Source organism: Actibacterium atlanticum (assembly GCF_000671395.1).
GTDB lineage: Bacteria > Pseudomonadota > Alphaproteobacteria > Rhodobacterales > Rhodobacteraceae > Actibacterium_D > Actibacterium_D atlanticum.
The window spans coordinates 146,740-173,114 of record NZ_AQQY01000005.1; the positions used below are offsets into that span (position 1 = coordinate 146,740).

A 26,375-nucleotide genomic window follows, 5' to 3' on the forward strand; every position below is an offset into this window, starting at 1 on the left:
CCCCCATTGGTTCCAAAAACCCTGACGACGGACAGATTTGATTTCTTTTGGGCACTCTTGTGGGTGCGATGTCAGAACCAGATCAGTGGTGCGCGGGGGCATTCAGAGAGGCGCTCTGGCCGCTACAGATTGGCCGTTTGCCTGCGGCGGTATCAATCCGGGGGGCTTTTTAAGCGGACCACCATTGATTTTCCCACGTATTTTCTGCACATCGGGCGGGTGATTGACCGAAGGACGCTCCATGACCCGTATCGACGCTAAATTCGCCGCCCTAAAAGAGCAGGGAAAGAAGGCTTTCGTGGCTTATGTCATGGCGGGCGACCCGGATTATGAGACCTCTTTGGAAGTGGTCAAAGGCCTGCCGGGGGCGGGTGTCGATGTGATCGAGCTGGGCTTGCCCTTTACCGATCCGATGGCCGATGGGCCGACCATTCAGCTGGCCGGGCAACGGGCGCTGGAGCAGGGGATGACCTTGCAAAAGACGCTCGATCTGGCGGCGGAGTTCCGCAAGGGGGATGACACCACGCCGATCGTACTGATGGGCTATTACAACCCGATCTATAACCGTGGTGTGGATCAGTTTCTGGTCGACGCCAAGGCCGCCGGGATCGACGGGTTGATCGTGGTCGATCTGCCGCCCGAAGAGGACGAAGAACTGTGCATTCCGGCGCAGGCGGCGGGGATGAACTTTATCCGTCTGGCCACGCCCACGACCGATGACAAACGCCTGCCCAAGGTGCTGCAAAACACCAGTGGCTTTGTCTATTACGTGTCGGTCACCGGCATCACCGGCGCGGCCGAGGCGCAGGCCGGTGAGGTTGGCCCCGAGGTTGCACGGATCAAAGCAGCGACCGACCTGCCGGTTATCGTGGGCTTTGGCATCAACACGCCCGAAAAGTCCGAGGCGATTGCATCGGTCGCCGATGGCGCGGTTGTCGGCTCGGCCATTGTCAGCCAAATCGGTGCGGGCAAACCGGTGAATGAGGTTCTGGCCTTTGTCAAATCGCTGTCAGACGGCGCGCATCGCGCCTAGGCGATCACAACAGGTTCAGGCAACCAGTATTCCTGCAAGTTCGGCGTATCGCCAATGCGGTCGACCACCGCAAACAGCCCCGGCGCGTGCAGCGGTGTCAGCACCCCGTGCCATGTGCCTTTGTGAAAGTTCACACCCTGGCCTGTGCCCGCAATGAATGCGTGGATTTGGCCCGGTGTATCGCCCGGCTCGGCCACGATCACCAGCCAAGGGTTTTGATGCATCGGGATAAACGCCTGAGAGCCATCCGGGTGGCGCTCGACCATGTCCAGCTCATAGGGCAGGGGGCGCGGCTCGGCATTGAACAGGCTGATCCCGGCGCGCCCGTCAGCGCCGAAATCCAGCGCTGCGCGGTCGTGGAAGCGGCCGCATTTGCCTTGGTTGATGATCTTGTCTGCCTCGCCCGCGCAATCGAGGATGTCGCCGAAGGGCGCGAAAGCTTCGATCGTCAAGGGCTTGGTGAACAGTGTTCTCAAAGCTTCAGCTCCGGGTGGCGGTTCACATCTTTATAAAGCAAATACCGAAACGGCCCATCACCGGTGGCGATACAGGCCTGCGGGCAATAGGCGCGCAGCCACAGGAAATCACCGGGGCCGACGGTGACCCAATCCTTGTTCAGCAGGTATTCGGCAGTGCCTTCCAGAATATAGAGCCCGTGTTCCATCACATGGGTTTCGGCAAAGGGGATGCGGGCGCCGGGTTGGAAATTGACGATGTTCACATGCATGTCGTGGCGCATGTCGAATGGATCCGCAAAACGCTGGGTGGCCCAACGCCCGTCGCAATCGGGCATGGAGGCCGGTTCGACATCGGTTTCATGCAGGATATAGGCCTCGGGCGGGCTGGCATCGGGCATGCGGCGATAGCGTTTGCGGATCCAATGCACGCCGCAAGTCTCATCTGTGGGGTTCCAGAGCGTCCAGACAGCCGAGGCCGGGATATAAACGTAATGCCCGGGGCGAAGGTCGAACCGGCCCTGGCCCAGCGTCAGGCGCGGGGTGCCGTGGGCCACGAACAGGGCGGCCTCGGCATGAACATCGGGTTCGGGTTCCGAGCTGCCGCCGCCGGGCGCCAGTTCCAGCGCGTATTGGGCGAAGGTTTCGGCAAAGCCGGTTAACGGGCGGGCCAGAATCCACGCACGGGTATCCACCCAGCGCGGCAGGAACGAGGTCACGATATCGCGCTGTACACTGGCGGGGATCACCGCGTAGGCCTCGGTGAACACGGCAGTGCTTTCGGGGTTTTGGTTCTGGCCGGGGTGACCGCCGGGGGGGAAGGCGTAGCGGGTCACAGCATGTCCTCCAACCGCAATTGCGCGATGCGTTCGACCTGTTTGCAGGCCTCGGCCAGTTCCGTTTCCGTGGGGTTGTCGATGCGGCGCGTAAACGCCGCCAGGATGCTTGCCTTATCATTGTCGCGGACGGCGATGATGAAGGGGAAGCCATGTTTGGCGACATAGGCATCATTGAGCGCGGTGAACTGATCGCGTTCGGCATCCGTCAGGGCATCCAGCCCGGCGCCTGCCTGTTCGGCGGTGCTTTCGGCCGTCAGGCGCTTGGCCTGCGCCAGTTTGCCCGCCAGATCGGGGTGGGCGCGCAGCACGCCAAGGCGTTCATCCTCGGTCGCAGACCGGAAGGCACGACAAAGCGCGTTGTGCAGACCCACGGCGCTGTCATGGGCGGGGCCAAGTTCCAGATCGTGGGCACGTTCGGCGACCCATGCGGAATGTTCAAACACCCCGCCATAGGCGCCGACAAACGTATCGCGATCCATGGTCGATGGCCGCGTGCGCGCCTGTGGCGGGTGGGTTGCGGCCCAATGTTCGGCGATCTCGATACGACGCGGGCACCAGACGCCCTCATGCGCCTGAAGGTGTTCGATGAACTGCATCAGGCCTTTGATCTTGCCGGGGCGGCCGATCAGGCGGCAATGCAGGCCGATGCTCATCATTTTGGGCGCGCCCGCCTGACCTTCGGAATAGAGCACATCAAAGGCGTCGCGCAGATAGGTAAAGAAGTCCTGCCCCGTCACCCAACCGGGGGCGGTGGCAAACCGCATATCGTTGGCTTCCAGCGTGTAGGGGATGATCAGCTGATCGCGGCCAGCGTGCTGGCGCCAATAGGGCAGGTCATCGTCATAGGTGTCGCTGATGTAATCGAACCTGCCCTGTTCTGTGACCAGATCAACGGTGTTTTCGCTACAGCGCCCAGTGTACCAGCCGCGTGGGGCTTCGCCGGTGACCTCGGTGTGCAGGCGGACGGCCTCGGCAATCGCGGCGCGTTCATCCTCGGGCGGCATGTCTTTGTGTTCGACCCATTTCAGGCCATGGCTGGCGATCTCCCACCCCGCGGATTGCATGGCGGCAACCTGTTCGGGGTTGCGCGCAAGGGCCGAGGCCACGCCATAGATGGTGACCGGAATGCCCGCGCCGGTGAACAGGCGATGCAGCCGCCAGAACCCCGCCCGCGCGCCGTAGTCGTACAAAGACTCCATGTTCCAATGGCGCTGTCCGGGCCATTGGGCGGCGCCGGGGATGTCGGACAAAAACGCCTCAGACGCGGCATCGCCATGCAGCACACAGTTTTCGCCGCCTTCCTCGTAGTTCAACACAAACTGCACGGCGACCTTGGCATCCCCGGGCCATTGGGGATGCGGTGGATTGGGGCCATATCCACGCAGATCACGAGGGTAGCGGTTCATTTTTCATCTCCGGTCATTTTTTTACCATTTGATAAACCACAAAGGCTTGACGGGCCTTAGGAAAATCTCCGATCCATGACTCAATCTGTTTGACGATGCCCAAAGATTGGGCATCAGGGCGGGCAGCTGACAAACGCAGATCGGAAAAGGGGCCAGAACGGCCCACCTAAGATACTGCAGTTTTGCCGACTGCGTAAGCAGGTTTTAATGCACAAGCGCGCGGGCCACGCATGAGAAGGAGCCAAAAACATGCAGGATCTGGCAATCATCTGGGACTGGCTGGGCTTTGCAGTGCGGTGGCTGCATGTCATCACCGCAATCGCCTGGATCGGGTCGTCGTTTTATTTCATCGCTTTGGACCTGGGCCTGCGCAAAGCGCCGGACCTGCCCGTTGGCGCCCATGGCGAAGAATGGCAGGTGCATGGCGGCGGGTTTTACCACATCCGCAAGTTTCTGGTCGCGCCTGAAAACATGCCCGAACACCTGATCTGGTTTAAGTGGGAGAGTTATTCCACCTGGCTGTCCGGGGCGGCCTTGCTGATGATCGTCTATTGGGCCGGGGGTGAGCTCTATCTGCTGGAGGCCGAAAGCCCGTTGAGCCTGTGGCAGGGCATTGCGATTTCAGCCGCGTCGCTGACCATCGGCTGGCTGATCTATGATGCGCTGTGCAAGTCCAAACTGGGCGAGACCCCGACCCTGTTGATGGTGCTGTTGTTTGGCATGTTGGTTGTGATGGGCTGGGGCTATGCGCAGATCTTTACCGGGCGCGCGATGATGCTGCATCTGGGCGCGTTCACCGCCACGATCATGACGGCCAATGTGTTCTTCGTCATCATGCCCAACCAGCGCATCGTGGTGAATGACCTTAAGGCCGGACGCACGCCGGATGCGAAATACGGCAAGATCGCCAAGCTGCGCTCGACCCATAACAACTACCTGACCTTGCCGGTGGTGTTCTTGATGCTTTCCAACCATTACCCGCTGGCCTTTGCGACCCAGTACAACTGGATCATCGCGGCGCTGGTGTTCCTGATGGGGGTCACGATCCGGCACTATTTTAACTCTATGCACGCCCGCAAAGGCGAACCGACATGGACATGGGCGGTCACTGCTTTGCTGTTTTTGGCCATCATGTGGCTGTCGACCGCACCCTTGCGCCAAGACACCTATGAACAGTCCGAGGCGCGCGAGTTGCGCGGGGTTGAGGCGGTATTCGCCCAGGCTGAAGGGTTCGAGGATGTCGCGGGTGTGATTGCCGGGCGCTGTTCGATGTGCCACGGGCGAGAGCCGGGATCCTATGGCATCGTGCGCGCCCCAAAGGCCGTGTTGCTGGAGACCCCTGCTGACATCGCACGCGCCGCAAAACAGGTTTATTTGCAATCGGGCGTCAGCCACGCGATGCCGCCCGGTAACATCACCTATATGGAACCCGAGGAGCGCGCCATGGTGCGCGCCTGGTATCGTGACGGGGCCGCGAACCTGCCCTTTGCCTTGGCCTTGCGGTGATTTGCGCCTAAGTCTGTTGTATCAGACAAGGAGGCGATCATGGCAAAACTGGCATTTCTGGGCCTTGGGGTGATGGGCTATCCGATGGCAGGGCATCTGGCCGCTGCCGGGCATGATGTTACCGTTTACAACCGCACCACGGCCAAGGCCGAAAAATGGGTCAAGGAACATGGCGGCGCGCTGGGCGATACCCCGGCCGAGGCTGCGGCGGGGGCTGATATGGTTCTGGCTTGCGTTGGCAATGACGATGACCTGCGGCAGGTTTGCGTGGGCACCGACGGCGCGTTTTCTGTGATGGACGAGGGCGCTTTGTTCGTCGATCACACGACCGTGTCAGCCAAGGTCACGCGTGAGCTTTCGATGGTCGCAACCGAATCCGGGTTTGGCTTTGTCGATGCGCCGGTGTCGGGCGGGCAGGCGGGTGCCGAGAACGGTCAGCTGGTTGTCATGTGCGGCGGCACTGAGGCCGATTACGACCGGGCCGAGCCGGTGATCGACGCCTATGCCAAGTTGTGCAAACGATTGGGCGACAGTGGCGCGGGGCAACTGTGCAAGATGGTCAACCAAATCTGTATTGCCGGGCTGGTACAGGGTCTGTCCGAGGGGCTGCATTTCGCCCAAAAAGCCGGGCTGGATGGCCGCGCGGTGGTCGATGTGATCGGCGGAGGTGCTGCGGGCAGCTGGCAGATGGTGAACAGGTTTGAAAGCATGTTGGATGACGAGTTCAACCACGGCTTCGCCGTCGACTGGATGCGCAAGGATCTGGCGATCTGTCTGGCCACGGGCGAGGAAACCGGGGCAAGCCTGCCGGTCACTGCTTTGGTCGATCAGTTCTACAAGGATGTGCAGACCCTGGGCGGCGGGCGCTGGGATACCTCCAGCCTCATCCGCCGGTTGCGCGCTTTGGAGGGTTAAGCCCCGCGACGCGCGGTCGCAGGGCGCGAGAATTTGCGCCAGATCAAAGTCGCATCTTCAATGTCTCTTTAGGCAGGCGTCAGGAACGCGCCTGTCTAGGAGACAACCCAAATGATGCGTCTTGCGATGATCCTGTTTTCGCTGATTTCCACAACATTGATGGGCACGGGTATTGTGATCGCCCTTGTCGCGGGTTTCACCACGTTGATGCCTTTGCTAATCGCTATTGCTGCCGGGTTTGCCCTGTCGATCCCGGCCACATGGGTCGTGACCAAGGCGGTTCTGGCGGCTTAAACCGGCAAGAAAGCCTTGAGCGCCGCTTCGAATTCGCGCGGTTTTTCGGCGTGCAGCCAGTGGCCGGCGCCGGGCAGCTTGGCGAATTTAGCGGCCGGAAACAGCTCTTTGATCGTGGTGCGATATTCGGGCAGCACATAGTCCGAGTTCGCGCCCGAGAGAAACAGCGCAGCACCGGCGTAAGAGCCGCTGACGCCTTCGGGCCAGCCGATGACATTGCCCATCTGCGCCTCAAGCACATCAAGGTTCAACCGCCAGCGGCGTTCTTTGACGTCCAGAGATTGCAACAAAAAGGCGCGAATGCCGGGGTCATCGACCGATCGCGCCAGTTGTTTGTCCGCGTCTGATCGGCGCTCGATCAAAGACAAATCAATCCCGCGCATGGCGTGCACCAGCGGCACGTTGTCATGGGTATAGGTCACGGGCGCGATGTCGGCGACAACCAGACGGTTGACCATGTCCGGGGCGCTCAGCGCCAGCATCATCGCCGCTTTGCCCCCCATCGAGTGCCCCACCACGTCAGCGCGTCCGCCATTGGCGGCGATCACCTGCGCAAGATCCTGTGCCATGGCGCTGTAACTGTGCTCGTCAGACCAAGCGCTTTCGCCGTGGTTGCGCATGTCAACGGTGATGACCTGACGGTCCTCGGACATGCGTTTGGCGATGACCCCCCAATTGCGGGCAGAACCAAACAGACCATGCACGATCAAAAGTGGGGGATGAGCGGTGGCGGAGCCAATGAGGACGGTGTTAAGCATGGGGGTGTGATACCGTGTTGGCCCGGGCAGGGCCATATCAAAGGATGACGATGCAGGGCAGCGATGTGGATATGCTGGCGCAGCGGATCGAGGCGCTGATGGCGCAGAAACTGCGCGTCGGGGGGAAAGGGCTGCGCGGGCGTTTGAAACGTGCCGGACGCCGGGTGCCGGGCTGGATCAGGCATGACATTCAGACCCTGATTGATGCCCAACAGATCGCCGCCCATCCAAAGCTATCGCGCCAGCTGGATATCGAAACCGTCAAAGCGGCCACCAGCCGGGTTGAAGACTGGCTGGCCACGGTGGATCGCAACAAAGCGCGCATAGACATGGCCCTTTCTATTCTGGGCGGTGTGGCGATTAGTGTCGTGGTGGTGTTCACGCTGCTGATCGGGGTGCTGGCTTGGCGCGGATTTATCTAGGGCTGCCAAGGCGTCCGGCTGAGCGCCTGACGGCTGACCACGGTGACGGTGGCAAAAGCCACATAGAGCAGCAGATACCATGACCCGAGTTTGGCGAAGCTGACCATTTCGCCGGGGAGTTGCCCGGAATAGAGCCATGTGCCGGTTGCGGTTCCGACATTCTCGGCGATCCACAGGAACATCGCGGCCAGGAGGGCCGCCAGCGGCATCGGCATCCAATAGTGATGGCGCGAGACCCGAAACCAGATGCGGGTGCGGGCAAACAGGACCACACTGGTGGCAAACAGCGCCAGCCGGATGTCGGGCAGATAGTGATGCGCGAAAAAGTTCACATAGATCGCCACGCCAAACAGCCAGTTGGCCCAAAGTGGCGGATAGGGGGCGAACCGCATGTCAAAGATGCGGATGACCCGCGCGATGTAACTGCCGACGCTGGCATACATGAAGCCCGAAAACAGCGGCACGGCCATCAGTTTGAACACCCCGGGTTCGGGGTAGGCCCAGCTGCCGACATGGGTTTTGAACAGCTCCATCAAGGTGCCGGTGACGTGAAACAGCAAGATCACCCGCGCCTCGGCCCATGTTTCCAGCTTGAAGATCAGGAACAGGGCTTGGGTGGTAATGGCGAACACAAACAGCGCGTCATAGCGGGCCAAGGCCCAATCGGGCTGCCAGATGGCTTTGGAGATCAGGATCGCCGCCAAAAGCAATCCGCCAAACAAACAGGCCCAGCCCTGTTTCAGGCCGAACATCACGAACTCGGCCAACCCATGCGGAAGATATGCGCGGGCGCGGTCGCCTAAGAGCCGTTCCAGACGGGCGGTAGAGCTGTGCTGCTGTGTCATCGTGCCAAAGAAAAAGGGGCCTAGAGAGGCCCCTTTAACAACTTATGCCTTGGCAATCAAAGGCCCGGATAGAGCGGGAACTTGGCGCAGAGTTCCAGAACTTCGGCTTTGACCTTGGCTTCGACCTCGGCGTTGCCTTCTTCGCCATTGGCGGCAAGGCCATCGACCACTTCGACGATCCAGTCGGCGATCTGGCGGAACTCTTCCTCGCCAAAGCCGCGGGTGGTGCCGGCGGGGGTGCCAAGACGGACGCCCGAGGTAACAAACGGTTTTTCCGGGTCAAACGGGATGCCGTTCTTGTTGCAGGTGATAAAGGCGCGACCCAAGGCTTTCTCGGTTGCGTTGCCCTTCACGCCTTTGGGGCGCAGGTCAACCAACAGAACGTGGGTGTCGGTGCCGCCGGTGACGATGTCCAGACCGCCCTTCATCAGCTGATCCGCCAGCGCTTGCGCGTTCTTGATGACCTGGGCGGCGTAGTCTTTGAACTCAGGCCGCAGGGCCTCGCCAAAAGCAACGGCTTTACCCGCGATCACATGCATCAGCGGGCCGCCCTGAATGCCGGGGAAGATCGCCGAGTTGACCTTTTTGGCGATGGCTTCATCGTTGGTCAGGATCATGCCGCCGCGCGGGCCGCGCAGGGTTTTGTGCGTAGTGGTGGTGGCCACATCGGCATAGGGGAAGGGCGAGGGGTGCTGACCACCCGCGACCAGACCGGCAAAGTGGGCCATGTCGACCATCAGGTAGGCGCCAACGCTGTCGGCGATTTCGCGCATTTTGGCGAAGTCCACCTGACGCGGGATGGCCGAGCCACCGGCAATGATCATCTTGGGTTTATGTTCAGTGGCCAGTTCCTGCACCTGATCATAATCAATCTGGCTGTCTTGTTTGCGCACGCCGTACTGAATGGCGTTGAACCACTTGCCTGACTGGTTGGGCTTGGCGCCGTGGGTCAGGTGGCCGCCTGCATCCAGCGACATGCCAAGGATGGTGTCGCCCGGCTGCAGCAGCGCGGTGAAGACACCCTGGTTGGCCTGGCTGCCCGAGTTGGGCTGCACGTTGGCAAATTCACACCCAAACAGTTCCTTGGCGCGATCAATCGCCAGGTTTTCCGCGATGTCCACAAAGTGGCAGCCACCGTAGTAGCGACGCCCCGGATAACCTTCGGCGTATTTGTTGGTCATGACCGAGCCCTGGGCTTCCATCACGGCGCGGCTTACGATGTTTTCCGACGCGATCAGTTCGATCTCGTCGCGCTGACGGCCCAGCTCCAGGCCGATGGCCTTGGCGATCTCGGGGTCACGGTCAGACAGGGCTTCGGTAAAGAAACCGGCGTCGCGGTGGGTGGCGGTCATGAGGCTCTCCTGAAAGCAGCGATTTGGCCGCGCTTTTAACTGACAAATTACTGTCACGAAAGGGTCGAAAACCGCGCAGGTGCGCAGGTTGGACGAAACCTGCGCCGCTTATGCGAAACATTTGCCACCCCTGCGCCCGCGCTTTGGGGTTGAGTTTGCCCCAAAGCCCTGAAATCAATGACCCATGGAAGGACAGGTATATGGCTGATCCCAAGATCTCATTCATGGCCAGTGATGCCGAGGTGGCCCAGACAGCGTGGCGTCACCTGAGCAAGCAGTATGGCAACCTGCCCCCGCAAGAGGCGGACATTGTTGTAGCACTTGGAGGGGATGGCTTTATGCTTCAGACCCTTCAGCATGTGCAGCCTATGGGAAAACCCGTTTATGGCATGAATTGCGGCACTGTTGGCTTTCTGATGAACGAATATCACGAACCCGGGCTGTTGGAACGTCTGGCCGAGGCCGAGCAAGAGGTGATCCACCCGCTTAAAATGCGCTCGATTTCGCCCGAGGGGAAAGTGACCGAGGCCTGGGCCATCAACGAAGTCTCGTTGCTGCGTGCGGGTCCGCAAGCTGCAAAACTGCGGATTTCAATAGATGGAAAAGTCCGCATGGAGGAGCTGGTTTGCGACGGTGCGTTGCTGTCCACCCCGGCCGGGTCCACGGCGTATAACTATTCTGCCCACGGCCCGATTCTGCCGATTGGGTCGGATGTTCTGGCATTGACGGCAATGTCGGCCTTTCGGCCCCGGCGTTGGCGCGGGGCGCTGTTGCCCACCGATGCAAAGGTGCGATTCGACGTGCTTCAGCCCAGCAAACGCCCGGTCATGGCAGATGCTGACAGCCGAACCGCAGGCGTGGTGATCTCTGTCGAAATTGAAAGCGACCCAAGCGTCAGCCACAGCATTCTTTTCGATCCGGGACATGGATTGGAAGAACGCCTGATCCGCGAACAGTTCGTCTGACGCCTAGCCGCTGCGTTTCCAGGCTTCGAGCTTGCGATAGAGCGTCGAAGGGGACACATCCAACACCCGCGCGGCCTTGGGGACAGACCCTCCATGCCGGGCGATGGTTTCTTCGATCACCAGTTGTTCGACTTCGGACAGAGTTTTCCCCATCAACCCATCCAGCGTGACCTGAGGCGGAGCTTCAGCAGTAATTGGCGCGTTGGGGAGCGCGTCATCCAACCATTCGCGTTCATGGTGCAACTCGATGGGCAGCATGTCCAACGTCAGTACAGGGCCGTCATTCAAGACTACCGCGTGGCGCAGGACATTCAGCAACTGGCGCACATTGCCGGGCCAGCGGAACCGTCGGAACAGCTCTTTGACCTCGTCTGAGAGGCCGGTGAAATTGCGGCCTTCTTCGGCGGCGAAGCGGGTCAGGGTCTGTTCTGCGATCAACACCGGGTCTTCGCCGCGTTCGCGCAGAGGCGGCAGGTGGATCGGGACCACATGCAGACGGTAATACAAATCCTCGCGAAAGCGCCCGCGCCGGACCTCCTCCAGAGGGTTGCGATTGGTCGCGCAGATGATACGGGCATTGACCTTGCGCGCGCTGGGCGCGCCAACAGGTTGAATCGAAGAGGTCTGCAAAAACCGCAGCAGCTTGGTCTGCAGGTTCAGGTCCATTTCGCAGATTTCGTCCAGAAACAGCGTGCCACCATCGGCCAGCGCGGCGGCGCCCGGCTTGTCTGCGATCGCACCGGTAAAAGAGCCTTTGAGATGCCCGAAGACTTCGGATTCCAACAGATCAGCTGGGATGGCACCACAATTGAGCGGTACAAAAGGGCCCGCAGCGCGGCTTGATCCCGCATGCACGGCCTGGGCACATATTTCTTTGCCCGTGCCGCTTTCACCGGTGATAAAGACCGTTGCCATGGATTTCCCAACCGAGGCGATCCGGTCATAGACCGCTGTCATGACGGGGGAGCTGCCCACGAAAGACGCAACCGGGCTGCGGTCGGAAACGCGGTCGCCGGGACGCACCGCATCGCCCAGTGCCGTTTCAACGGCATGCAAGAAACGCTGTTCATTGAACGGCTTCAGCAAAAAGTCATAGGCCCCAAGGCGCATGGCTTCGACCGCGCGGTTGATCGAGCCATTGGCCGTGACCACGATAATGTGGGTCTCAGGGTGGAACTCCAGCAGGTCGCGCATCAGGTCAAGGCCAGAGCGATCCGGTAACATCAGGTCCAGCAGCACCACATTGGGGCGCAGGGTCTGAAAGTGGCGCAGACCGTCCTGCGCCGTGCCCGCAGTGACCACGTCATACCCGGCGCCCTTAAGCACCGATTCATAGACCATTTGCAAAGACGGCGTGTCTTCGATCAACAATAGCGGGGTCATGTGTTTGCCTCTGAGGCATCGTACGCGGTGTTGAAACGACTGGCAAATTCGCCTTCAAGCCGATCCAGAACACGTTCGATCTGTTGCGATATACGCGGGGTCAGCACACGGGTCAGATTGTGATCCTTGTTGTGGGCGGCGTTGTTCAGGTTCTCTGCCAGACATTGCAGGTGATCTGAACCAACCGCCCCGGCCAGCGAAATCAGCACATGGGTGCGGGCGCGGATCAGGGAAAAGTCTGTCTGTTGCATGCCCTCAGACAGACCAGATTGCACGGTGCGAAAGTCTTGCAGCAGACGTGATAGCAGCTCGCGGCTATTGTGTTCACCGGCAAGGGCAAGCAAGCGGTCCAGATGCAGGTTGTTCAATGCAGCGGTGTCGTCCTGCGCGGGGGGCAGGGTGGCGGTTTCAGATGCCCGCCGGGCCAGTACCGCGTTGATGGCATGCCCGAAGGCCTCGATGCTCATGATGGGTTTGGCCAATACGCCGTCGGCGCCTGCCTCGTATATTTCATCCCGGTTCGAACGCAGCACATAGGCCGTGATTGCCAAAACCGGCAGCACCATAGCATCAGGGCCTTGTTCGCGTTCGCGTTCGCGCAGAACCCGGATCAGGTCCAGACCGGACAAGCGCGGCATCTCGATATCAATCAGTGCCAGATTGAAATGCTGTTCTTCCAAAAGGTGAAGGGCGGTCACCCCGTCAGACGCGATCCGGCAATCCGCGCCCATGGTTTCCAGCATCTGGCGTACAAGCAATTGATTGGTCTGATTGTCCTCGGCGACAAGCACACATTGGCCCGCAAGATTGGGCAGCTCGCTGGGCGCGACAGTCGGAGAGGTCATCCCCGGCGCCCAGGCTTTGCGCGGCAGCAACAGGGCGGCCTGCGCCCCGCCCAACGCGTGGTTTGAAACCTCAACCCGCCCGCCGATCTGCTCGGCCAGCTCATAGACGATATGCAGCCCCAGACCACTGCCGGGCACTTCGGTATCGGCCGGGCGCCCGCCTACTTCGAACAGCATCGCAAGGGCGTCGTCGCTAAAGCCCGCGCCTGTATCGCGTACTTTCAAACACAGGGTTTCGTGGCTGCGCATCCCGACCGAGAGGATGACCTCGCCTTTCGGGGTGTGTTTGGTGGCATTGCCGATCAGGTTGGTCAGAATCCTGTCCAGCGCGCCTTTGTCCGTCCCGATTTCGGTTGGCAGGTCGGCGGCCAGCTCGAGCGTGAAATTCAGACCAGCTTCGCGCGCGCGTGCGCTCCAGCGGGCCTCGATTTCATCCAGATAGCTGTGCAGGATCAGCGTTGAAATCTGCGCCATATGCGGGGCGCGGTCCCCCATGATCAGGGCCAGAAACTCGTCGCTAAGGCGCGCCAGCTGTTCGCCGGCGCTGCGTACCCGTTGCAATTGTTGTTGAGAATGGAGATCAAGCGGAGTCAGATCCGCAAGTGCCAGCCCACCAAGAATGTCAGACACCGCATTGCGAATGTCATGTCCCAGCAATGCCGCACGCTTTGTATCGTGACGGTTTTCGGATTCGGGAGATGTCACGGAATGCTCCCAAACCCGATATTTTTAGTCCTCACCCCATGTACTCGCTTAAGTTGCAGCACTGACTATGTTTAGCGCAGATGGGGGGGGCGCTCCAACCTGTAATTTCAGACAGGTCAGAGCGGTGTTCAAACGCGCAGGGCTTAGCCCGCCGCGGGATAGCCCATGGCCTTCAGCGCGTCGGTGATTTCATCCAGAATGACCGGATCGTCGATGGTGGCAGGCATCTTGTAATCTTTACCATCGGCGATCGACACCATGGTGCCACGCAGGATCTTACCCGAACGGGTTTTGGGCAGGCGATCCACCACCGTGGCCAGCTTAAAGGCCGCCACCGGGCCGATCTGATCACGCACCATTTTGACGCACTCTTTAACCACATCACCGTGGTCACGTCCTGCGCCCGCGTTCAGACACAAGAAGCCCATGGGCATCTGACCTTTCAGCTTGTCGGAGACGCCGATCACCGCGCATTCGGCGACGTCGGGGTGGGCGGCCAGAACCTCTTCCATACCGCCGGTCGACAGGCGGTGCCCCGCGACGTTAATCACGTCATCGGTGCGCGCCATGATGTAAACGTAACCGTCTTCGTCGATATAGCCTGCATCGCCGGTTTCGTAATAGCCGGGGAAGTGCTCAAGATAGCTTTTCTTGTACCGCGCTTCGGCGTTCCAGAGGTTTTGCAGCGTGCCGGGGGGCAGGGGCAGTTTGATGGCAATCGCGCCAAGTTCACCCGCGGCCATTGGGTGGCCGCCTTCGTCCAGAATTTGCACATTGTAACCGGGCATCGGCACCGACGGCGACCCCAGTTTCACGGGCAGTTCTTCGATCCCCAGCGGGTTGGCGGCAATGGCCCAGCCGGTTTCTGTCTGCCACCAGTGGTCAATCACCGGCACTTTCAGCTGGTCTTGTGCCCAGGTGATGGTGTCGGGGTCGGCGCGCTCACCGGCCAGATAGACGGCATTCAGGCAGGACAGGTCGTATTTGCCAACAAATTCGCCGATCGGGTCTTCACGTTTTACCGCACGGAACGCCGTGGGGGCAGTGAAGAAGCTCTTGACGTTATGCTCGGAAATCACGCGCCAGAAGGTGCCTGCGTCGGGGGTGCCCACGGGCTTGCCCTCGAACACGATGGTGGTGTTGCCATGCACCAGCGGCCCGTAGGTGATGTAGGAGTGGCCCACAACCCAACCGACGTCCGACGCGGCCCAGAACACATCGCCCGGATCAACATTGTACAGGTTCTTCATCGACCAGTTCAGCGCGACAAGATGGCCCGCAGTCGGGCGCACGACGCCCTTGGGCTGACCGGTGGTACCTGATGTGTACAGGATATAGGCCGGGTGGTTGCCTTCGACGGGCACACATTCCGCCGGTTCAACACCGTATTGGAACCCATGCCAGTTATAGTCACGACCTTCCTCCAGCTGCGCAACCTCTTGTTCACGCTGAAAAATCACGGTGAAGTCAGGCTTGTGCTCTGACAGTTCAATCGCCCCATCCAGCAGCGGCTTATAGTGCACCACGCGGCCCGGCTCGAGCCCGCAGGAGGCCGCGATGATGCATTTGGGCTTGGCGTCGTCGATCCGCACGGCCAGTTCGTTGGCCGCAAAACCGCCAAATACCACGGAGTGCACGGCGCCAAGGCGGGCACAGGCCAGCATGGCCTCCAGCGCTTCGGGGATCATCGGCATATAGATGATAACGCGGTCGCCCTTTTCGACGCCCTTGGCACGCAGAGCGCCCGCCAAAGAGGCCACACGATTGCGCAGCTCTATATAAGAAATCTCGCGCTTGGAGTGGGTGATCGGGCTGTCATAGATGATGGCGGTTTGTTCGCCGCGGCCATTGTCGACATGGCGGTCAACGGCGTTGTAGCAGGCGTTGACCATGCCATCCGAAAACCACTCATAAATCGGGGCGTTGTCGTCAAACAGTGCTTTGGAGGGTTTCTTGACCCAATCGATCTCCTCGGCGGCTTTCATCCAAAAACCTTCGGGGTCCGCTTTCCAACCGGCATAAACGTCGGCGTACGACATGTGTATTCTCCTCCGTGGCAGGCAAATCAGCCGGGCAAGGCCCGACGCTCCTGCGACATCAAAACCATCGGCGCATAGCAGCACCGCGACCGCACCTGCCCTTCGGATCGCCATCCGGAGTCCCTGGTGCAATCATGCTCGAAATCATCCGCGTCGCAGTGTGGAGGAGTACGCTGCGATTCTGTGCAGAGATTTGAATATTACCCGTAATGGGCTACGGGCGTTCCTGCAAGGGTCGACATGTGCAAGAAGCCTCCGTGGGCGGTAAAGGCGCCAGAATTTGCGTTTTGCCGCTCACTTCGCGCAGTGCCTTGCGGGGCTTTCTTGAGGGTCTGCCCATCGCTGTGCGGCGAATAAATCGAGAATTCCACGTAGAATTGGCGTAAGATTAAATGATTGAATCAATCTATTTCGGAGTGGCCCCATGCGTTTTCTCTTTGCATTCTTGATTTCCCTATTCCCACACATGGCTTTGGCTGATTGGGCGTTTGATGCACCCGGCCGGATTCTTAGTCACAGCGCGATGTCCTGCGGACAGGTCAGCCATGGGCGGTACTGTCTTGAGCTGGGCTGTGTTGAAGGTGGCGATCTGATGTTCCATCTGAACGCGCTTGAGCATTCCACAATTTCCGAGGCCAACAAGATCCGTTTGAACCTTAGCGTGTCACGGCAGTTGCTTCCGGCGATCGAATTCCTGTTGGCTGGGGAAGTAGGGCTGTTTTTCGCCCCATTCGAGGAGCGGCATCTGCCGGGGCTGGACCGGCTGAAAGCCGGTAGTCGGGCCGAGGCGATCTTTTGGATGGGACCGGTGTTGAAAGGCGCCAAGGGGCCTGTGTCGCTTAGAGGATCCAGCAAAGCAATTGATGCGGCTTTGGCGGCGTGCCCCCTGCCTGACTTTGCCGCGCGTGATCTTGAACGGCGCACGCGGGATGATCCTCAAGCTGCGGTGCGTCTTGAGATGGCAGAACAATGTCGCGATGCGGGCACCACCCCAGGCGCGCCGCAAGAGGGATTCGTGACCGAGGTCGATGCCGACGGCATCCCCCCGATTGACCTGTTGGTCAATCACGGGGCTGTGCCCTGTCTGAACGCGCCGTCGCTGGTCTGCGGCTCGGCGGGCTGCTTGCATTCGCTTTGGATCGGACAGGACAACGGGCGCTACGTGCGGGTTTTACGCAGCAATATCCATGGTTTGTCTGCAGATGGGTCAGGGCAAATCACCCTGAATTTGCACGGCGGGGCCTGCGGGCTGGTCGGTGCTGAACCCTGTGCCAAGCGGTTTCAGGTGTTCAGCGACCGGCTCGAGTTGCTGGAATAGAGGTTAGCCGTAGTGGGCGACGGGCGTACCTGCGAGGGCCGACATGTTCAACAGGCCACGTGCTGTGATCGAAGGCGTCGCAATGTGCGCTTTATTGCCCATGCCCATCAAAATGGGCCCCACTTCAAGCCCGCCCGCGCGCATCTTCAGAATGTTGCGCACGCCAGAGGCCGCGTCGGTATTGGCAAAAACCAACACGTTGGCCGGCCCATTCAGACGCGCATCCGGGAAAATCCGGTTGCGGTATTCTGGGTCCAGCGCGCTGTCGATATGCATCTCGCCTTCGAATGAGAAGTCAGGCTCGGTGGCTTCCAACAGTTCAAGGGCGGCGCGCATCCGGCGGCCGGTGTCGATGTCCAGATTGCCGAATTGCGAGTGTGAACACAGGGCGATATTTGGCTCCATCCCGAAACGGCGCACATGGCGCGCCGCGCCGATCACGGTCTCCATGATTTGCTCGGGCGTAGGTTCGGGGTGAACATGGGTGTCGGCAATGAACAGCGGCCCATCTTCCAAAATCATCAAGCTCAGCGCGCCGACGGGGTGAAGCCCGCCTTGCGCCAGAATTTGACGAACATAGTTCATGTGCCACAGATACTGGCCGAAGGTGCCACAGATCATGCTGTCTGCCTCGCCACGATGCACCATGATCGCCGCAATCGCGGTGGTATTGGTGCGCATGATCGCTTTGGCCAGATCGGGCGTGACACCCCGCCGCGCCATCAGCTTATGATATTCATTCCAATAGTCGTAATAACGCGGGTCGTTTTCCGGGTTCACGATACGGAAGTCGGTGCCGGGTTTGATGGTCAGACCAGCCCGTTCACAACGCTGGGCAATGACATCGGGACGGCCCACAAGGATCGGGTGGTCGGTGGTTTCTTCGATCATTGCCTGCGCGGCACGCAATACGCGTTCGTCCTCGCCCTCGGCAAACACGATGTCGCGTTCGGCCTTGGCTGCGGCGGCAAAGACCGGGCGCATGATCAGCGCGGATTTAAAGACCGAGCCGTCCAGCTTTTCTTTATAGGCTTCGAAATCTTCGATCGGGCGTTTGGCAACACCGCTTTCGATTGCAGCTTTGGCGACGGCGCTGGCCACCACACCCATAAGACGCGGGTCAAACGGTTTGGGGATCAGGTAGTTACAACCAAAGGTCAGCTGCTCCCCTTTATAGGCGGCTGCGGCCTCGGCACTGGTGGTGGCGCGGGCAAGGGCGGCGATGCCCTCGACACAGCCTACCTGCATGGCGTCGTTGATCTCGGTTGCGCCGACGTCCAGCGCCCCGCGGAAGATAAACGGGAAGCACAGCACGTTGTTAACCTGATTGGGATAGTCCGACCGGCCAGTGGCAATGATTGCGTCAGGGGCGACTTCGCGCACCTGTTCGGGCATGATTTCGGGCGTCGGGTTTGCCAGCGCAAAGATGATCGGCTGGTCGGTCATTTTTGTGACCATTTCAGGCTTTAAAACGCCCGGCCCGGACAGGCCAAGGAACAGATCAGCGTCACCGATCACTTCGTCCAGAGTCCGCAGATCCGATTTCTGAGCAAAGGCGGCCTTCTGCGGGTTCATGTCTTCAGTACGGCCTTCGTAGACCAGTCCGTGAATGTCACACAGCCACACGTTTTCACGTTTTACACCCAGCTTCAGCAGCATGTTCAGACAGGCGATGCCCGCCGCGCCGCCACCGGTAGAAACGACTTTGATGTCTTCGAACTTTTTGCCAGCGACGTGCAAAGCATTGGTCGCGGCCGCGCCGACCACGATGGCGGTCCCGTGCTGATCATCGTGGAAAACGGGAATGTTCATCCGCTCACGGCAAATCTTTTCGACGATGAAACAGTCAGGCGCTTTGATGTCTTCGAGGTTGATGGCACCAAAAGAGGGCTCCATCGCGCAAACAATCTCGGCCAGTTTTTCGGGATCACTTTCATTAAGTTCAATATCAAAGCAATCTATATTGGCGAACTTTTTGAACAGGACGGCCTTGCCTTCCATCACCGGTTTAGAGGCCAGGGCGCCGATGTTTCCCAATCCCAAAACAGCCGTTCCGTTGCTGACGACGGCCACCAAATTGCCCCGCGCCGTATATTTTGCTGCGGTTTCTGGAGCATTTTTGATTTCAATGCAGGCTTCAGCCACGCCGGGGGAATAAGCCAAAGAAAGATCACGTCCGTTCGCCAGCGGCTTGGTCGCCCGCACTTCCAGTTTCCCGGGGCGCGGGTTTTCATGGTAGTGGAGCGCCGCATCACGGTTGCTCTTGGCTTTCTGGTTGTCCATTTTCCCCTCCCGAAAAAATTGGTTTAATGGCTGAATTAGTTCCCTGACACTCCCATACGCCGGGTTCAGAGCTGCCGCAAGCCTGTGTACCATGTTTACGCCAACAATGGTGGATTGTTCCCAAGGTCGGCATACCCAGCGTCTCAGGCGCAGGTCGGGCTTGCATCTGGGGCCTCTGCTCCGCAGATTGAGAACAGGAGGTTCGCCGATGTTGTTACTGCAAGCTGCACGCGACGTGCGCGAGAAGGCTCACGCACCTTATTCAAATTTCAAGGTGGGTGCTGCGATCCAAACGGAAAGCGGCGAGATTTATGTGGGGTGCAATGTTGAAAACGTTGCCTACCCCGAAGGCACCTGCGCCGAGGCGGGCGCGATTGCGGCGATGTGCGCGGCAGGTGAATACAAAATCGTCAAAGTTGCGGTAATTGCCGACAGCCCGACCCCGGTCCCGCCCTGCGGTGGGTGTCGCCAAAAACTGGCAGAATTCGCTGCGGGCGATGTCGAGGTCACGATGGCCACCACCGATGGCGTCAACAAAACCGTGACGGTATCAGATTTGCTGCCCGGTGCTTTCGGGGCAGACCATATGGACAAGACCCCGGGATGAACGCCGCTCAGATCATTGCCAAACAACGCGATCAGGCCTTGCTAAGTGCTGCCGAGATCACGTGGTTTGCCAAGGGTCTGGCAACGGGAGAAGTATCGGATGCTCAGGCGGCGGCTTTTGCCATGGCGGTGGTGCTGAATGGTCTTGAAGAAGACGAGCGCATTGCCCTGACCAAGGCCATGCGCGACAGCGGTGAGATACTGCACTGGGATTTGCCGGGGCCGGTGTTGGACAAGCACTCCACGGGTGGGGTGGGTGACTGCGTTTCGCTGATGTTGGCCCCGGCGCTGGCCGCATGTGGCGCATATGTACCGATGCTTTCAGGGCGCGGTTTGGGCCATACAGGCGGCACGCTTGATAAGCTGGAATCCATTCCCGGCTATCACGCCGAGGTGGGCATCGAACGTCTGCGCGGCGTGGTGGGTGAGGTTGGCTGCGCCATCGTCGGTACGACGCGCGACATCGCCCCTGCCGATCGGCGCTTTTATGCGATCCGGGATGTGACGGGCACGGTCGAAAGCATTGATTTGATCACGGCTTCGATCCTGTCAAAAAAGCTGGCCGCAGGGCTGGACGGGCTGGTGTTGGATGTCAAAGCCGGGTCAGGGGCGTTCATGACAGACATGGCCGATGCCGAGCGACTGGCGCGTAGTCTGGTGCGCACATCCAAGGGTGCGGGATGTCCGACCATTGCTTTGATCACCGATATGAACCAGCCCGTCGTGCCCGCGGCGGGCAATGCGCTTGAGGTGATCGAGGTCATGAAGGCGCTGACCGGTACCGCAACGGGGCGGTTGACAGAGTTGACCTGCGCCTTGGGCGGCGCCGTATTGGCGCTGGGCGGTTTGGCCGATGATGCTGTCGCGGGCGAAGCTGCAATTGCAAAAGCCTTGTCCAGCGGAGCAGCGGCGGAAAAATTCAGGCAGATGGTCGCCGCCTTGGGTGGCCCGACTGACTTTTTAACTTGTTGGGCGGATCGCTTGCCTGCCGCGCCGGTGATACGAGCGGTTGCATCGGCACAAGCCGGCATTGTGCAACGTATAGATGGCCACGCGTTGGGCATGACCGTGGTCGAGCTAGGTGGCGGGCGCAAACGCCAAAGCGACCTTATAAATCCGTCGGTCGGTCTGTCAGAGCTGACGGAAATTGGGCAGGAGATCGGGCCGGGCACCCCCTTGGCGATGGTTCATGCCGCGGATGAGGCCACGGCCGAACGGGCGGTTTCGATGGTCCGGGCGGCCTATACAATTGGCACCGCGCCCGTTACCTCTCTGCCGTTGATCTATCAGAAGGTGGCGTGATGGCGCGGGTGTTCTTGGTTGTGATGGATTCCGTTGGCTGTGGCGGAGCGCCGGACGCGGACCAGTTTTTCAACGAAGGCGTGCCGGATACCGGTGCCAACACGCTGGCACATATCGCGCAGGCCTGCGCGCGCGGCGAAGCCGAAGAAGGGCGCTCGGGTGCGTTGCGGCTGCCAAGGCTGGACCGGCTGGGTCTGGGCGCGGCGATTGAGCTGGCTTCGGGCATGTCGGTGCCGGGGTTGGGGGTGCGGCACAATGGTTTGTGGGGCTGCGCAACCGAAGTAAGCCGGGGCAAGGACACGCCCTCGGGCCATTGGGAGCTGGCAGGCGTGCCGGTCCCCTGGGAGTGGCATTATTTCCGCGATACACAGGATAGTTTCCCGCCCGATCTGGTGGCGCAGGTACAAAAAATCGCTGGCACGAATGGAACATTGGGCAATTGCCATGCCTCGGGCACTGAAATCGTTGCCCAACTGGGCGCCGAACATTGCGCAACAGGTTGGCCGATTTGCTATACCTCGGCCGATAGCGTGTTTCAGATCGCCGCTCATGAAGACCATTTCGGGTTGGAAAACCTTCTGCGGCTTTGTCGCGAGCTTGCACCTTTTCTACATTCTATGCGCGTTGGACGGGTGATCGCGCGGCCCTTTGTCGGCGATGCCGAAACCGGGTTCACACGTACGCAAAACCGGCATGACTATGCGATTGCGCCGCCCGCGCCGACTGTCTGTGACTGGGTGCAGGCGGCAGGGGGCAAAGTTCACGCCGTGGGCAAGATCGGGGACATTTTCTCAATGCAGGGGATTGATGATGTCCGAAAGGGAACGGATGCCGAACTGATTGGCCACTTGTCTGATCTGGTCGACAGTGCCGAAGACGGGAGCCTGACCTTTGCCAATTTCGTCGAGTTTGACAGCCTCTACGGGCATCGCCGCGACGTGTCAGGTTATGCCCGGGCGCTGGAATGGTTTGATCGTCAACTGCCCAGTTTGTTTGACAAAATGCGCCCCGGTGATCTGATGCTTTTCACCGCAGATCATGGCAATGATCCGACATGGCGCGGCACTGACCACACCCGGGAACGCGTGCCGGTTTTGGGCTATGGCGTGGGCGCGCGCGCTCTGGGGCGGGTTGGGTTTAGTGAGGTTGCAAACTTGGTTGCTGATCATTTGGCGATTTCGCCAATCAAGGAAGGGTGAAACGTTGAAGTCACTGCCCAAGGTCGAGCTGCACACGCATCTGGAAGGCGCGGCCCCGCCCGCTTTCATCCGTGGATTGGCGCAGGAAAAGGGTATGGATATTTCCGGCGTTTTCGCGCCGGATGGCGGCTATGCATTCAAGGATTTCTGGCATTTTCTGAAGGTCTATGAGGCTGCGACATCTACCCTGACCACGCCTGAAGATTACCACCGCCTGACGCTTGCCGTGTTGGAAGAAAGCGCCGCGCATGGGGTGATTTATACCGAAAGCTTTATGTCGCCCGACTTTTGCGGCGGGCGGGATTTGTCTGCTTGGCGCGAATACCTGCACGCCATTCAGGAGGCCGCCGCACAGGCCGAGGCGCAGATGGGGATTATTCTGCGCGCGGTGGTGACCTGCGTGCGCCACTTTGGGCCGGAAAAGGCGCGCGAAACCGCGCTTTGCGCGGCCGAGACGGCGGGGGATTTCATCACCGGCTTTGGCATGGGCGGCGATGAACAGTCGGGCAAGCAGGGTGACTTCGCTTGGGCGTTTGATTGCGCGCGCGAGGCAGGTTTGCGCCTGACCACCCACGCCGGAGAATGGGGCGGCCCGCAATCCATACGCGATGCTTTGGACGACCTGCGGGTCGAACGGATTGGTCACGGTGTGCGCGCCATAGAGGATGACGCGTTGGTAGATCATCTGGCAGAGCGCGAAATCGTTCTAGAGGTTTGCCCGGGTTCGAATATCGCGTTGGGCCTGTACCCCGACTGGCAGGACCACCCAATCGAACGGCTGCGCGAGCGCGGGGTAAAGGTGACGATCTCAACCGACGATCCACCGTTCTTTCATACCACGATGACCCGCGAATACGACCGGCTGGCTGACGCTTTTGGCTGGAATGAAGACAGCTTTAGAGACTTCAATATTGTCGCGGCCCATGCCGCGTTTTGTGACACAGAGACCCGTGCACGGGTGCTTAAGAAACTGGAGCAGACAGATGATTGACCCATTGACTGTCGTGGATCACCCGCTTGTGCAGCACAAGCTGACCCTGATGCGCGACCAAAACACACCCAGTGCCGAGTTTCGACGGTTGCTGCGGGAAATCTCGCAGTTGCTGGCCTATGAGGTCACCCGCGAACTTGCGATGACAACCCGCCGGATCGAAACGCCGATCGAGACCATCAACGCGCCGGTTCTGGCGGGCAAGAAACTGGCACTGATCTCGATCCTACGGGCGGGCAACGGCTTGCTGGATGGGATCCTTGAACTGGTTCCCGGGGCGCGGGTCGGTTTTGTCGGCCTGTACCGCGACGAAGAGACGCTGGAGCCGGTTCAGTACTATTTCAAAGTCCCTGAACACCTTGATGACAGAATGGTGATCGCGGTGGATCCGATGCTTGCAACAGGGAATTCCTCGGTTGCGGCGATTGATTTGCTGAAGAAAGCAGGGGCCACGAATATTCGCTTTTTGTGCTTGCTGGCGGCGCCAGAAGGCATAAAACGCATGCAAGAGGCCCATCCTGACGTGCCAATCGTCACAGCATCTGTAGACGAAAAGCTGAATGACCATGGATATATTGTCCCTGGGCTAGGGGATGCGGGTGACCGTATGTTCGGCACAAAATAAGGTAATTTCCCCCTTTACTGATTCGCACGGAACCTGCATGGTTGCCCTAATCATGTGTGGGGGCACAGATGCGAGCAGTAAAACGGGGCGCCCTCGCCGCGACGGTGGTCTTTATGGCCACTGTTGGCGTACAGGCGCAGACCCTAAGGAAAGACGATGGCCCGGCGGAGCTACCTCCGTCCAGCTATAAGTCTGATCAGTATGTAGACAGCAAAGGCTGCGTGTATATTCGCGCGGGCTATGCCGGACAGGTGAGTTGGGTGCCGCGCGTGACGCGCGGGCGTGACGTCATGTGTGGGTTCCGGCCAACCTTTGCCAAGGCCAAACCGGCAGCGCCGGCGCCTAAGGCCGCGGCCGCCAAGACGGTTGCGAAGCCTGCACCAAAGGCCAAGACCCAAACCGTGGCAAAACCCGCGCCCCAGACCAAGACCATCAAGAAAGTCGTGCGCAAACCGGTGGCAGCAGCCCCGGCACCCGCCGCGCCGACCCAAAAGAAGGTCATCAAGAAAAAGGTCGTGCCGCAGCAAAAGAAACGTGTTGTCTGCCCTGGCGCATCAGAGCTGTCACAGCGTTATATTAACGGCGGCGCACGCTGCGGCCCTCAAACCGTCAGCCCCTATGACAGTGGCGCGTTGCTAGCGCCCGATGGGACGCGGCAGGTGGCACGATTGCCTGCCCCGCAGGTCCCTAAAGGGTATAAAGTGGCCTGGAGCGATGACCGGCTGAACCCGAACCGGGGTACTGGCACGGCGCAGGGCGAAGCCGCGATGAATCAGGTCTGGAGCCAGACCGTTCCTCGCGTCCGTGTGGCGGCAAGCCCAGAGCCATCCTTGGCTGCACGCGTTTCCACCAAATCCGCGCCCAAGGCACCAAAGGTGGTGGTTCAGAAAAAACGCGTTCTGGCGACCCCGACTCCAAAGACAAAGGCGACCACATCTGCGCGATTGATCCAGGTTGGCTCTTACGGCGACCCGCGCAATGCCAAGGCCACGATCCAGCGTCTTCAGGCGATGGGATTGCCGGTGCGGGTTTCCAAGGCCAAGATCAAGGGCAAACCGGTTGATGTGATTTTCGCGGGGCCTGTCAAAAGCTCGCAACTGAATTCCGCGCTGGGCGCGGTCCGTAAGGCAGGGTACCGGGACGCCTTTGTGCGTTAACAAATTCCCGGTTCTAAGACAGCGCCCCGTCCTTCATCGGCGGGGCGTTTTCTATTCGCCGCACAGCCCTTGCAGCCGCACCCAGTTGCTGTCGGACAAGACCGGGGGCCGTGATTGGCCGCGCATCGGATCCGCTTCGATCAGCCCCAGAACCGTTTCACCGGACACGTCCAGCGCATACGCGTAAGGGGTTGAGGGCACTTTGGCCTGCGTGAAGCGCGCCAACAGAGCTTCGTCGTTTACGGGGGTGGGCGCGCGGGTCAGCAAAGCCTCGCCATAGGCTTGCAGGGCGTCGTCTGAAAGTTTTCCGGTCGTAAGCAGCTTGAGGCTGGTCCAAAAGCTGGCATGATCCAACAAATCCAGCATCGGATCTTTTTGCGCGGCGCGGGCGTCTTCGGCCAGAATGAACCCGGCGGCAACATCGGCATCGTCATAGTCTTCGATGATCGCGCGGTTCAGAACCACCGCGCCGCCCGGCAGATGTACGGCCTGCGCCACGCCTGCCGGTACAACGACCACAGCGTCAGCGCGTTTCAAGACACGGCTGCCCAGTACGGAAAGCGCCTGACGTCCCTCAGGCGCGCGACAGGGCGCGCCGCTGATCCGGGTGATGTGACCCAGCAAACGCCCGCCGATGTCTGATTGCATTGTCGCCGGAACAACCGAGGCCGTGTGACGTCGCACGGCGTTGGGCAACCACAGAACTGCCAACGCTGTCACGGCCAATGCCGCCCCGCCCAAAAGCCACACCCGCAGGCGCCCCGGATGGGGGCGGGCGCGTTCGATGGCAGCGCTGACCTTGTTGATCGCGCCGATCATCACCTCGTCGTCAATTTCAAGCGTCTCTTCGCTGTCGGGGTCCGGGCTGAACAGGGCCGGTCGTGCGCCGGGGTTCAGGCGCGTCACCGCTGCCAAGGACCAGTGGGTCAAAGCGGTTTCATTCTGGTCACTGATCACCAAAGATGCATCGCCAAACGAGATGATCACATCCCGGCGCTGCGTGTCCTCGGTGTCACGCCAAAGGCCGGGGGCCTCTAGCCGATCAAACTGTGAAAGCGCCGTCATGCGCGGCTTATCCTGCCCGTTATGTCCTCAACGCTGCATGATAGCCCTGAACCAAAGGGTGAAACAA

General features: G+C 60.1%; 24 protein-coding genes. 13 read left to right on the plus strand and 11 right to left on the minus strand.

Features of this window, described 5'->3' with window-relative positions; genetic code table 11:
• Positions 1 to 241: 241 nt before the first annotated feature.
• On the plus strand, positions 242 to 1,033 hold the full coding sequence (gene trpA / locus ATO10_RS09325) for a tryptophan synthase subunit alpha (protein WP_035250823.1): 792 nt from the start codon (positions 242 to 244) through the stop codon (positions 1,031 to 1,033).
• On the opposite strand, the gene ATO10_RS09330 is transcribed toward trpA, so the two are convergent.
• Genes ATO10_RS09330 through puuE form a run of 3 tightly spaced genes read right to left on the minus strand, consistent with a single transcriptional unit; the run spans position 1,030 to position 3,733 of the window.
• Positions 1,030 to 1,509, minus strand: coding sequence for an ureidoglycolate lyase (locus ATO10_RS09330; protein WP_035250824.1), 480 nt, complete (start codon positions 1,507 to 1,509; stop codon positions 1,030 to 1,032). The two genes, trpA and ATO10_RS09330, sit on opposite strands and share 4 nt — an antisense overlap.
• Positions 1,506 to 2,324, minus strand: coding sequence for a bifunctional allantoicase/(S)-ureidoglycine aminohydrolase (locus tag ATO10_RS09335; RefSeq protein WP_035250825.1), 819 nt, complete (start codon positions 2,322 to 2,324; stop codon positions 1,506 to 1,508). The genes ATO10_RS09330 and ATO10_RS09335 overlap by 4 nt, the downstream gene beginning before the upstream one ends.
• On the minus strand, positions 2,321 to 3,733 hold the full coding sequence (gene puuE / locus ATO10_RS09340) for an allantoinase PuuE (protein ID WP_035250826.1): 1,413 nt from the start codon (positions 3,731 to 3,733) through the stop codon (positions 2,321 to 2,323). The genes ATO10_RS09335 and puuE overlap by 4 nt, the downstream gene beginning before the upstream one ends.
• A 249-nt stretch (positions 3,734 to 3,982) precedes the next feature.
• Here puuE and ATO10_RS09345 point away from each other — a divergent pair, with 249 nt between their 5' ends.
• The 3 genes from ATO10_RS09345 (at position 3,983) to ATO10_RS09355 (ending at position 6,448) form a co-directional block, all read left to right on the plus strand.
• Entirely contained in the window at positions 3,983 to 5,239 is a 1,257-nt protein-coding gene (locus ATO10_RS09345) for a urate hydroxylase PuuD (protein WP_035250827.1), read from the plus strand.
• 39 nt (positions 5,240 to 5,278) lie between these two features.
• A complete protein-coding gene (locus tag ATO10_RS09350; protein ID WP_035250828.1) occupies positions 5,279 to 6,154 on the plus strand; it encodes an NAD(P)-dependent oxidoreductase in 876 nt (291 codons plus the stop codon).
• Positions 6,155 to 6,265: 111 nt separating this feature from the next.
• Positions 6,266 to 6,448, plus strand: a complete 183-nt coding sequence (locus ATO10_RS09355; protein ID WP_035250829.1) for a hypothetical protein — start codon at positions 6,266 to 6,268, stop codon at positions 6,446 to 6,448.
• Here the strand turns inward: ATO10_RS09355 and ATO10_RS09360 are convergent.
• Complete coding sequence (locus ATO10_RS09360) at positions 6,445 to 7,206, minus strand: alpha/beta fold hydrolase (protein ID WP_081806481.1); 762 nt, start codon at positions 7,204 to 7,206, stop codon at positions 6,445 to 6,447. The two genes, ATO10_RS09355 and ATO10_RS09360, sit on opposite strands and share 4 nt — an antisense overlap.
• A 50-nt stretch (positions 7,207 to 7,256) precedes the next feature.
• Between ATO10_RS09360 and ATO10_RS15965 the strand changes: the two genes are divergently transcribed.
• Positions 7,257 to 7,628 (plus strand): hypothetical protein, encoded by a 372-nt coding sequence (locus ATO10_RS15965; protein WP_051598058.1) that lies wholly within the window; start codon positions 7,257 to 7,259, stop codon positions 7,626 to 7,628.
• On the opposite strand, the gene ATO10_RS09370 is transcribed toward ATO10_RS15965, so the two are convergent.
• On the minus strand, positions 7,625 to 8,473 hold the full coding sequence (locus ATO10_RS09370) for a DUF817 domain-containing protein (RefSeq protein ID WP_035251041.1): 849 nt from the start codon (positions 8,471 to 8,473) through the stop codon (positions 7,625 to 7,627). The two genes, ATO10_RS15965 and ATO10_RS09370, sit on opposite strands and share 4 nt — an antisense overlap.
• A gap of 56 nt (positions 8,474 to 8,529) precedes the next feature.
• Positions 8,530 to 9,825 (minus strand): serine hydroxymethyltransferase, encoded by a 1,296-nt coding sequence (gene glyA / locus ATO10_RS09375; RefSeq protein ID WP_035250831.1) that lies wholly within the window; start codon positions 9,823 to 9,825, stop codon positions 8,530 to 8,532.
• 200 nt (positions 9,826 to 10,025) lie between these two features.
• Here glyA and ATO10_RS09380 point away from each other — a divergent pair, with 200 nt between their 5' ends.
• Positions 10,026 to 10,790, plus strand: coding sequence for an NAD kinase (locus ATO10_RS09380; protein WP_035250832.1), 765 nt, complete (start codon positions 10,026 to 10,028; stop codon positions 10,788 to 10,790).
• A gap of 3 nt (positions 10,791 to 10,793) precedes the next feature.
• Here the strand turns inward: ATO10_RS09380 and ATO10_RS09385 are convergent, their stop codons facing one another.
• The 3 genes from ATO10_RS09385 to prpE all read right to left on the minus strand — a co-directional run bounded on the left by ATO10_RS09385 (position 10,794) and on the right by prpE (position 15,762).
• Positions 10,794 to 12,173 (minus strand): sigma-54-dependent transcriptional regulator, encoded by a 1,380-nt coding sequence (locus tag ATO10_RS09385; RefSeq protein ID WP_035250833.1) that lies wholly within the window; start codon positions 12,171 to 12,173, stop codon positions 10,794 to 10,796.
• Positions 12,170 to 13,723 carry a response regulator gene (locus tag ATO10_RS09390; RefSeq protein WP_155886736.1) on the minus strand — a complete coding sequence of 518 codons (1,554 nt, stop codon included), beginning with the start codon at positions 13,721 to 13,723 and terminating at the stop codon, positions 12,170 to 12,172. Before ATO10_RS09390 ends, ATO10_RS09385 begins: the two co-directional genes overlap by 4 nt.
• A 143-nt stretch (positions 13,724 to 13,866) precedes the next feature.
• A complete protein-coding gene (gene prpE, locus ATO10_RS09395) occupies positions 13,867 to 15,762 on the minus strand; it encodes a propionate-CoA ligase PrpE (protein ID WP_035250835.1) in 1,896 nt (631 codons plus the stop codon).
• Between the two features lie 424 nt (positions 15,763 to 16,186).
• On the opposite strand from prpE, the gene ATO10_RS09400 reads away from it, so the two are divergent.
• The gene (locus ATO10_RS09400) at positions 16,187 to 17,080 is read left to right on the plus strand and encodes a hypothetical protein (protein WP_035250836.1); all 894 of its coding nucleotides are present in this window, start codon (positions 16,187 to 16,189) and stop codon (positions 17,078 to 17,080) included.
• Positions 17,081 to 17,083: 3 nt separating this feature from the next.
• Here ATO10_RS09400 and ATO10_RS09405 read toward each other — a convergent pair whose 3' ends face one another.
• Positions 17,084 to 19,363: an NADP-dependent malic enzyme gene (locus tag ATO10_RS09405; protein WP_035250837.1), complete on the minus strand. Its 2,280-nt coding sequence runs from the start codon at positions 19,361 to 19,363 to the stop codon at positions 17,084 to 17,086.
• A 208-nt stretch (positions 19,364 to 19,571) separates the two neighbouring features.
• On the opposite strand from ATO10_RS09405, the gene ATO10_RS09410 reads away from it, so the two are divergent.
• The 6 genes from ATO10_RS09410 to ATO10_RS09435 all read left to right on the plus strand — a co-directional run bounded on the left by ATO10_RS09410 (position 19,572) and on the right by ATO10_RS09435 (position 25,243).
• Positions 19,572 to 19,970, plus strand: coding sequence for a cytidine deaminase (locus ATO10_RS09410; protein WP_035250838.1), 399 nt, complete (start codon positions 19,572 to 19,574; stop codon positions 19,968 to 19,970).
• Positions 19,967 to 21,271 (plus strand): thymidine phosphorylase, encoded by a 1,305-nt coding sequence (locus ATO10_RS09415; RefSeq protein ID WP_035250839.1) that lies wholly within the window; start codon positions 19,967 to 19,969, stop codon positions 21,269 to 21,271. The genes ATO10_RS09410 and ATO10_RS09415 overlap by 4 nt, the downstream gene beginning before the upstream one ends.
• The gene (locus tag ATO10_RS09420) at positions 21,271 to 22,470 is read left to right on the plus strand and encodes a phosphopentomutase (RefSeq protein ID WP_035250840.1); all 1,200 of its coding nucleotides are present in this window, start codon (positions 21,271 to 21,273) and stop codon (positions 22,468 to 22,470) included. Before ATO10_RS09415 ends, ATO10_RS09420 begins: the two co-directional genes overlap by 1 nt.
• Before the next feature lie 4 nt (positions 22,471 to 22,474).
• The gene (locus ATO10_RS09425; protein WP_035250842.1) at positions 22,475 to 23,461 is read left to right on the plus strand and encodes an adenosine deaminase; all 987 of its coding nucleotides are present in this window, start codon (positions 22,475 to 22,477) and stop codon (positions 23,459 to 23,461) included.
• A complete protein-coding gene (gene upp / locus ATO10_RS09430; protein ID WP_035250844.1) occupies positions 23,454 to 24,086 on the plus strand; it encodes a uracil phosphoribosyltransferase in 633 nt (210 codons plus the stop codon). Before ATO10_RS09425 ends, upp begins: the two co-directional genes overlap by 8 nt.
• A 68-nt stretch (positions 24,087 to 24,154) precedes the next feature.
• Positions 24,155 to 25,243, plus strand: a complete 1,089-nt coding sequence (locus ATO10_RS09435) for an SPOR domain-containing protein (protein ID WP_081806483.1) — start codon at positions 24,155 to 24,157, stop codon at positions 25,241 to 25,243.
• 51 nt (positions 25,244 to 25,294) lie between these two features.
• Here ATO10_RS09435 and ATO10_RS09440 read toward each other — a convergent pair whose 3' ends face one another.
• Positions 25,295 to 26,308 (minus strand): hypothetical protein, encoded by a 1,014-nt coding sequence (locus ATO10_RS09440; RefSeq protein WP_035250848.1) that lies wholly within the window; start codon positions 26,306 to 26,308, stop codon positions 25,295 to 25,297.
• Positions 26,309 to 26,375 lie beyond the last annotated feature (67 nt).

Coding starts and splice junctions, on each gene's coding strand:
- trpA (WP_035250823.1), top strand. CDS start 242: ATGACCCGTATCGACGCTAAATTCGCCGCCCTAAAAGAGCAGGGAAAG.
- puuE (WP_035250826.1), bottom strand. CDS start 3,733: ATGAACCGCTACCCTCGTGATCTGCGTGGATATGGCCCCAATCCACCG.
- ATO10_RS09345 (WP_035250827.1), top strand. CDS start 3,983: ATGCAGGATCTGGCAATCATCTGGGACTGGCTGGGCTTTGCAGTGCGG.
- ATO10_RS09350 (WP_035250828.1), top strand. CDS start 5,279: ATGGCAAAACTGGCATTTCTGGGCCTTGGGGTGATGGGCTATCCGATG.
- ATO10_RS09355 (WP_035250829.1), top strand. CDS start 6,266: ATGATGCGTCTTGCGATGATCCTGTTTTCGCTGATTTCCACAACATTG.
- ATO10_RS09360 (WP_081806481.1), bottom strand. CDS start 7,206: ATGCTTAACACCGTCCTCATTGGCTCCGCCACCGCTCATCCCCCACTT.
- ATO10_RS15965 (WP_051598058.1), top strand. CDS start 7,257: ATGCAGGGCAGCGATGTGGATATGCTGGCGCAGCGGATCGAGGCGCTG.
- ATO10_RS09370 (WP_035251041.1), bottom strand. CDS start 8,473: ATGACACAGCAGCACAGCTCTACCGCCCGTCTGGAACGGCTCTTAGGC.
- glyA (WP_035250831.1), bottom strand. CDS start 9,825: ATGACCGCCACCCACCGCGACGCCGGTTTCTTTACCGAAGCCCTGTCT.
- ATO10_RS09380 (WP_035250832.1), top strand. CDS start 10,026: ATGGCTGATCCCAAGATCTCATTCATGGCCAGTGATGCCGAGGTGGCC.
- ATO10_RS09385 (WP_035250833.1), bottom strand. CDS start 12,173: ATGACCCCGCTATTGTTGATCGAAGACACGCCGTCTTTGCAAATGGTC.
- prpE (WP_035250835.1), bottom strand. CDS start 15,762: ATGTCGTACGCCGACGTTTATGCCGGTTGGAAAGCGGACCCCGAAGGT.
- ATO10_RS09400 (WP_035250836.1), top strand. CDS start 16,187: ATGCGTTTTCTCTTTGCATTCTTGATTTCCCTATTCCCACACATGGCT.
- ATO10_RS09405 (WP_035250837.1), bottom strand. CDS start 19,363: ATGGACAACCAGAAAGCCAAGAGCAACCGTGATGCGGCGCTCCACTAC.
- ATO10_RS09410 (WP_035250838.1), top strand. CDS start 19,572: ATGTTGTTACTGCAAGCTGCACGCGACGTGCGCGAGAAGGCTCACGCA.
- ATO10_RS09415 (WP_035250839.1), top strand. CDS start 19,967: ATGAACGCCGCTCAGATCATTGCCAAACAACGCGATCAGGCCTTGCTA.
- ATO10_RS09420 (WP_035250840.1), top strand. CDS start 21,271: ATGGCGCGGGTGTTCTTGGTTGTGATGGATTCCGTTGGCTGTGGCGGA.
- upp (WP_035250844.1), top strand. CDS start 23,454: ATGATTGACCCATTGACTGTCGTGGATCACCCGCTTGTGCAGCACAAG.
- ATO10_RS09435 (WP_081806483.1), top strand. CDS start 24,155: ATGCGAGCAGTAAAACGGGGCGCCCTCGCCGCGACGGTGGTCTTTATG.
- ATO10_RS09440 (WP_035250848.1), bottom strand. CDS start 26,308: ATGACGGCGCTTTCACAGTTTGATCGGCTAGAGGCCCCCGGCCTTTGG.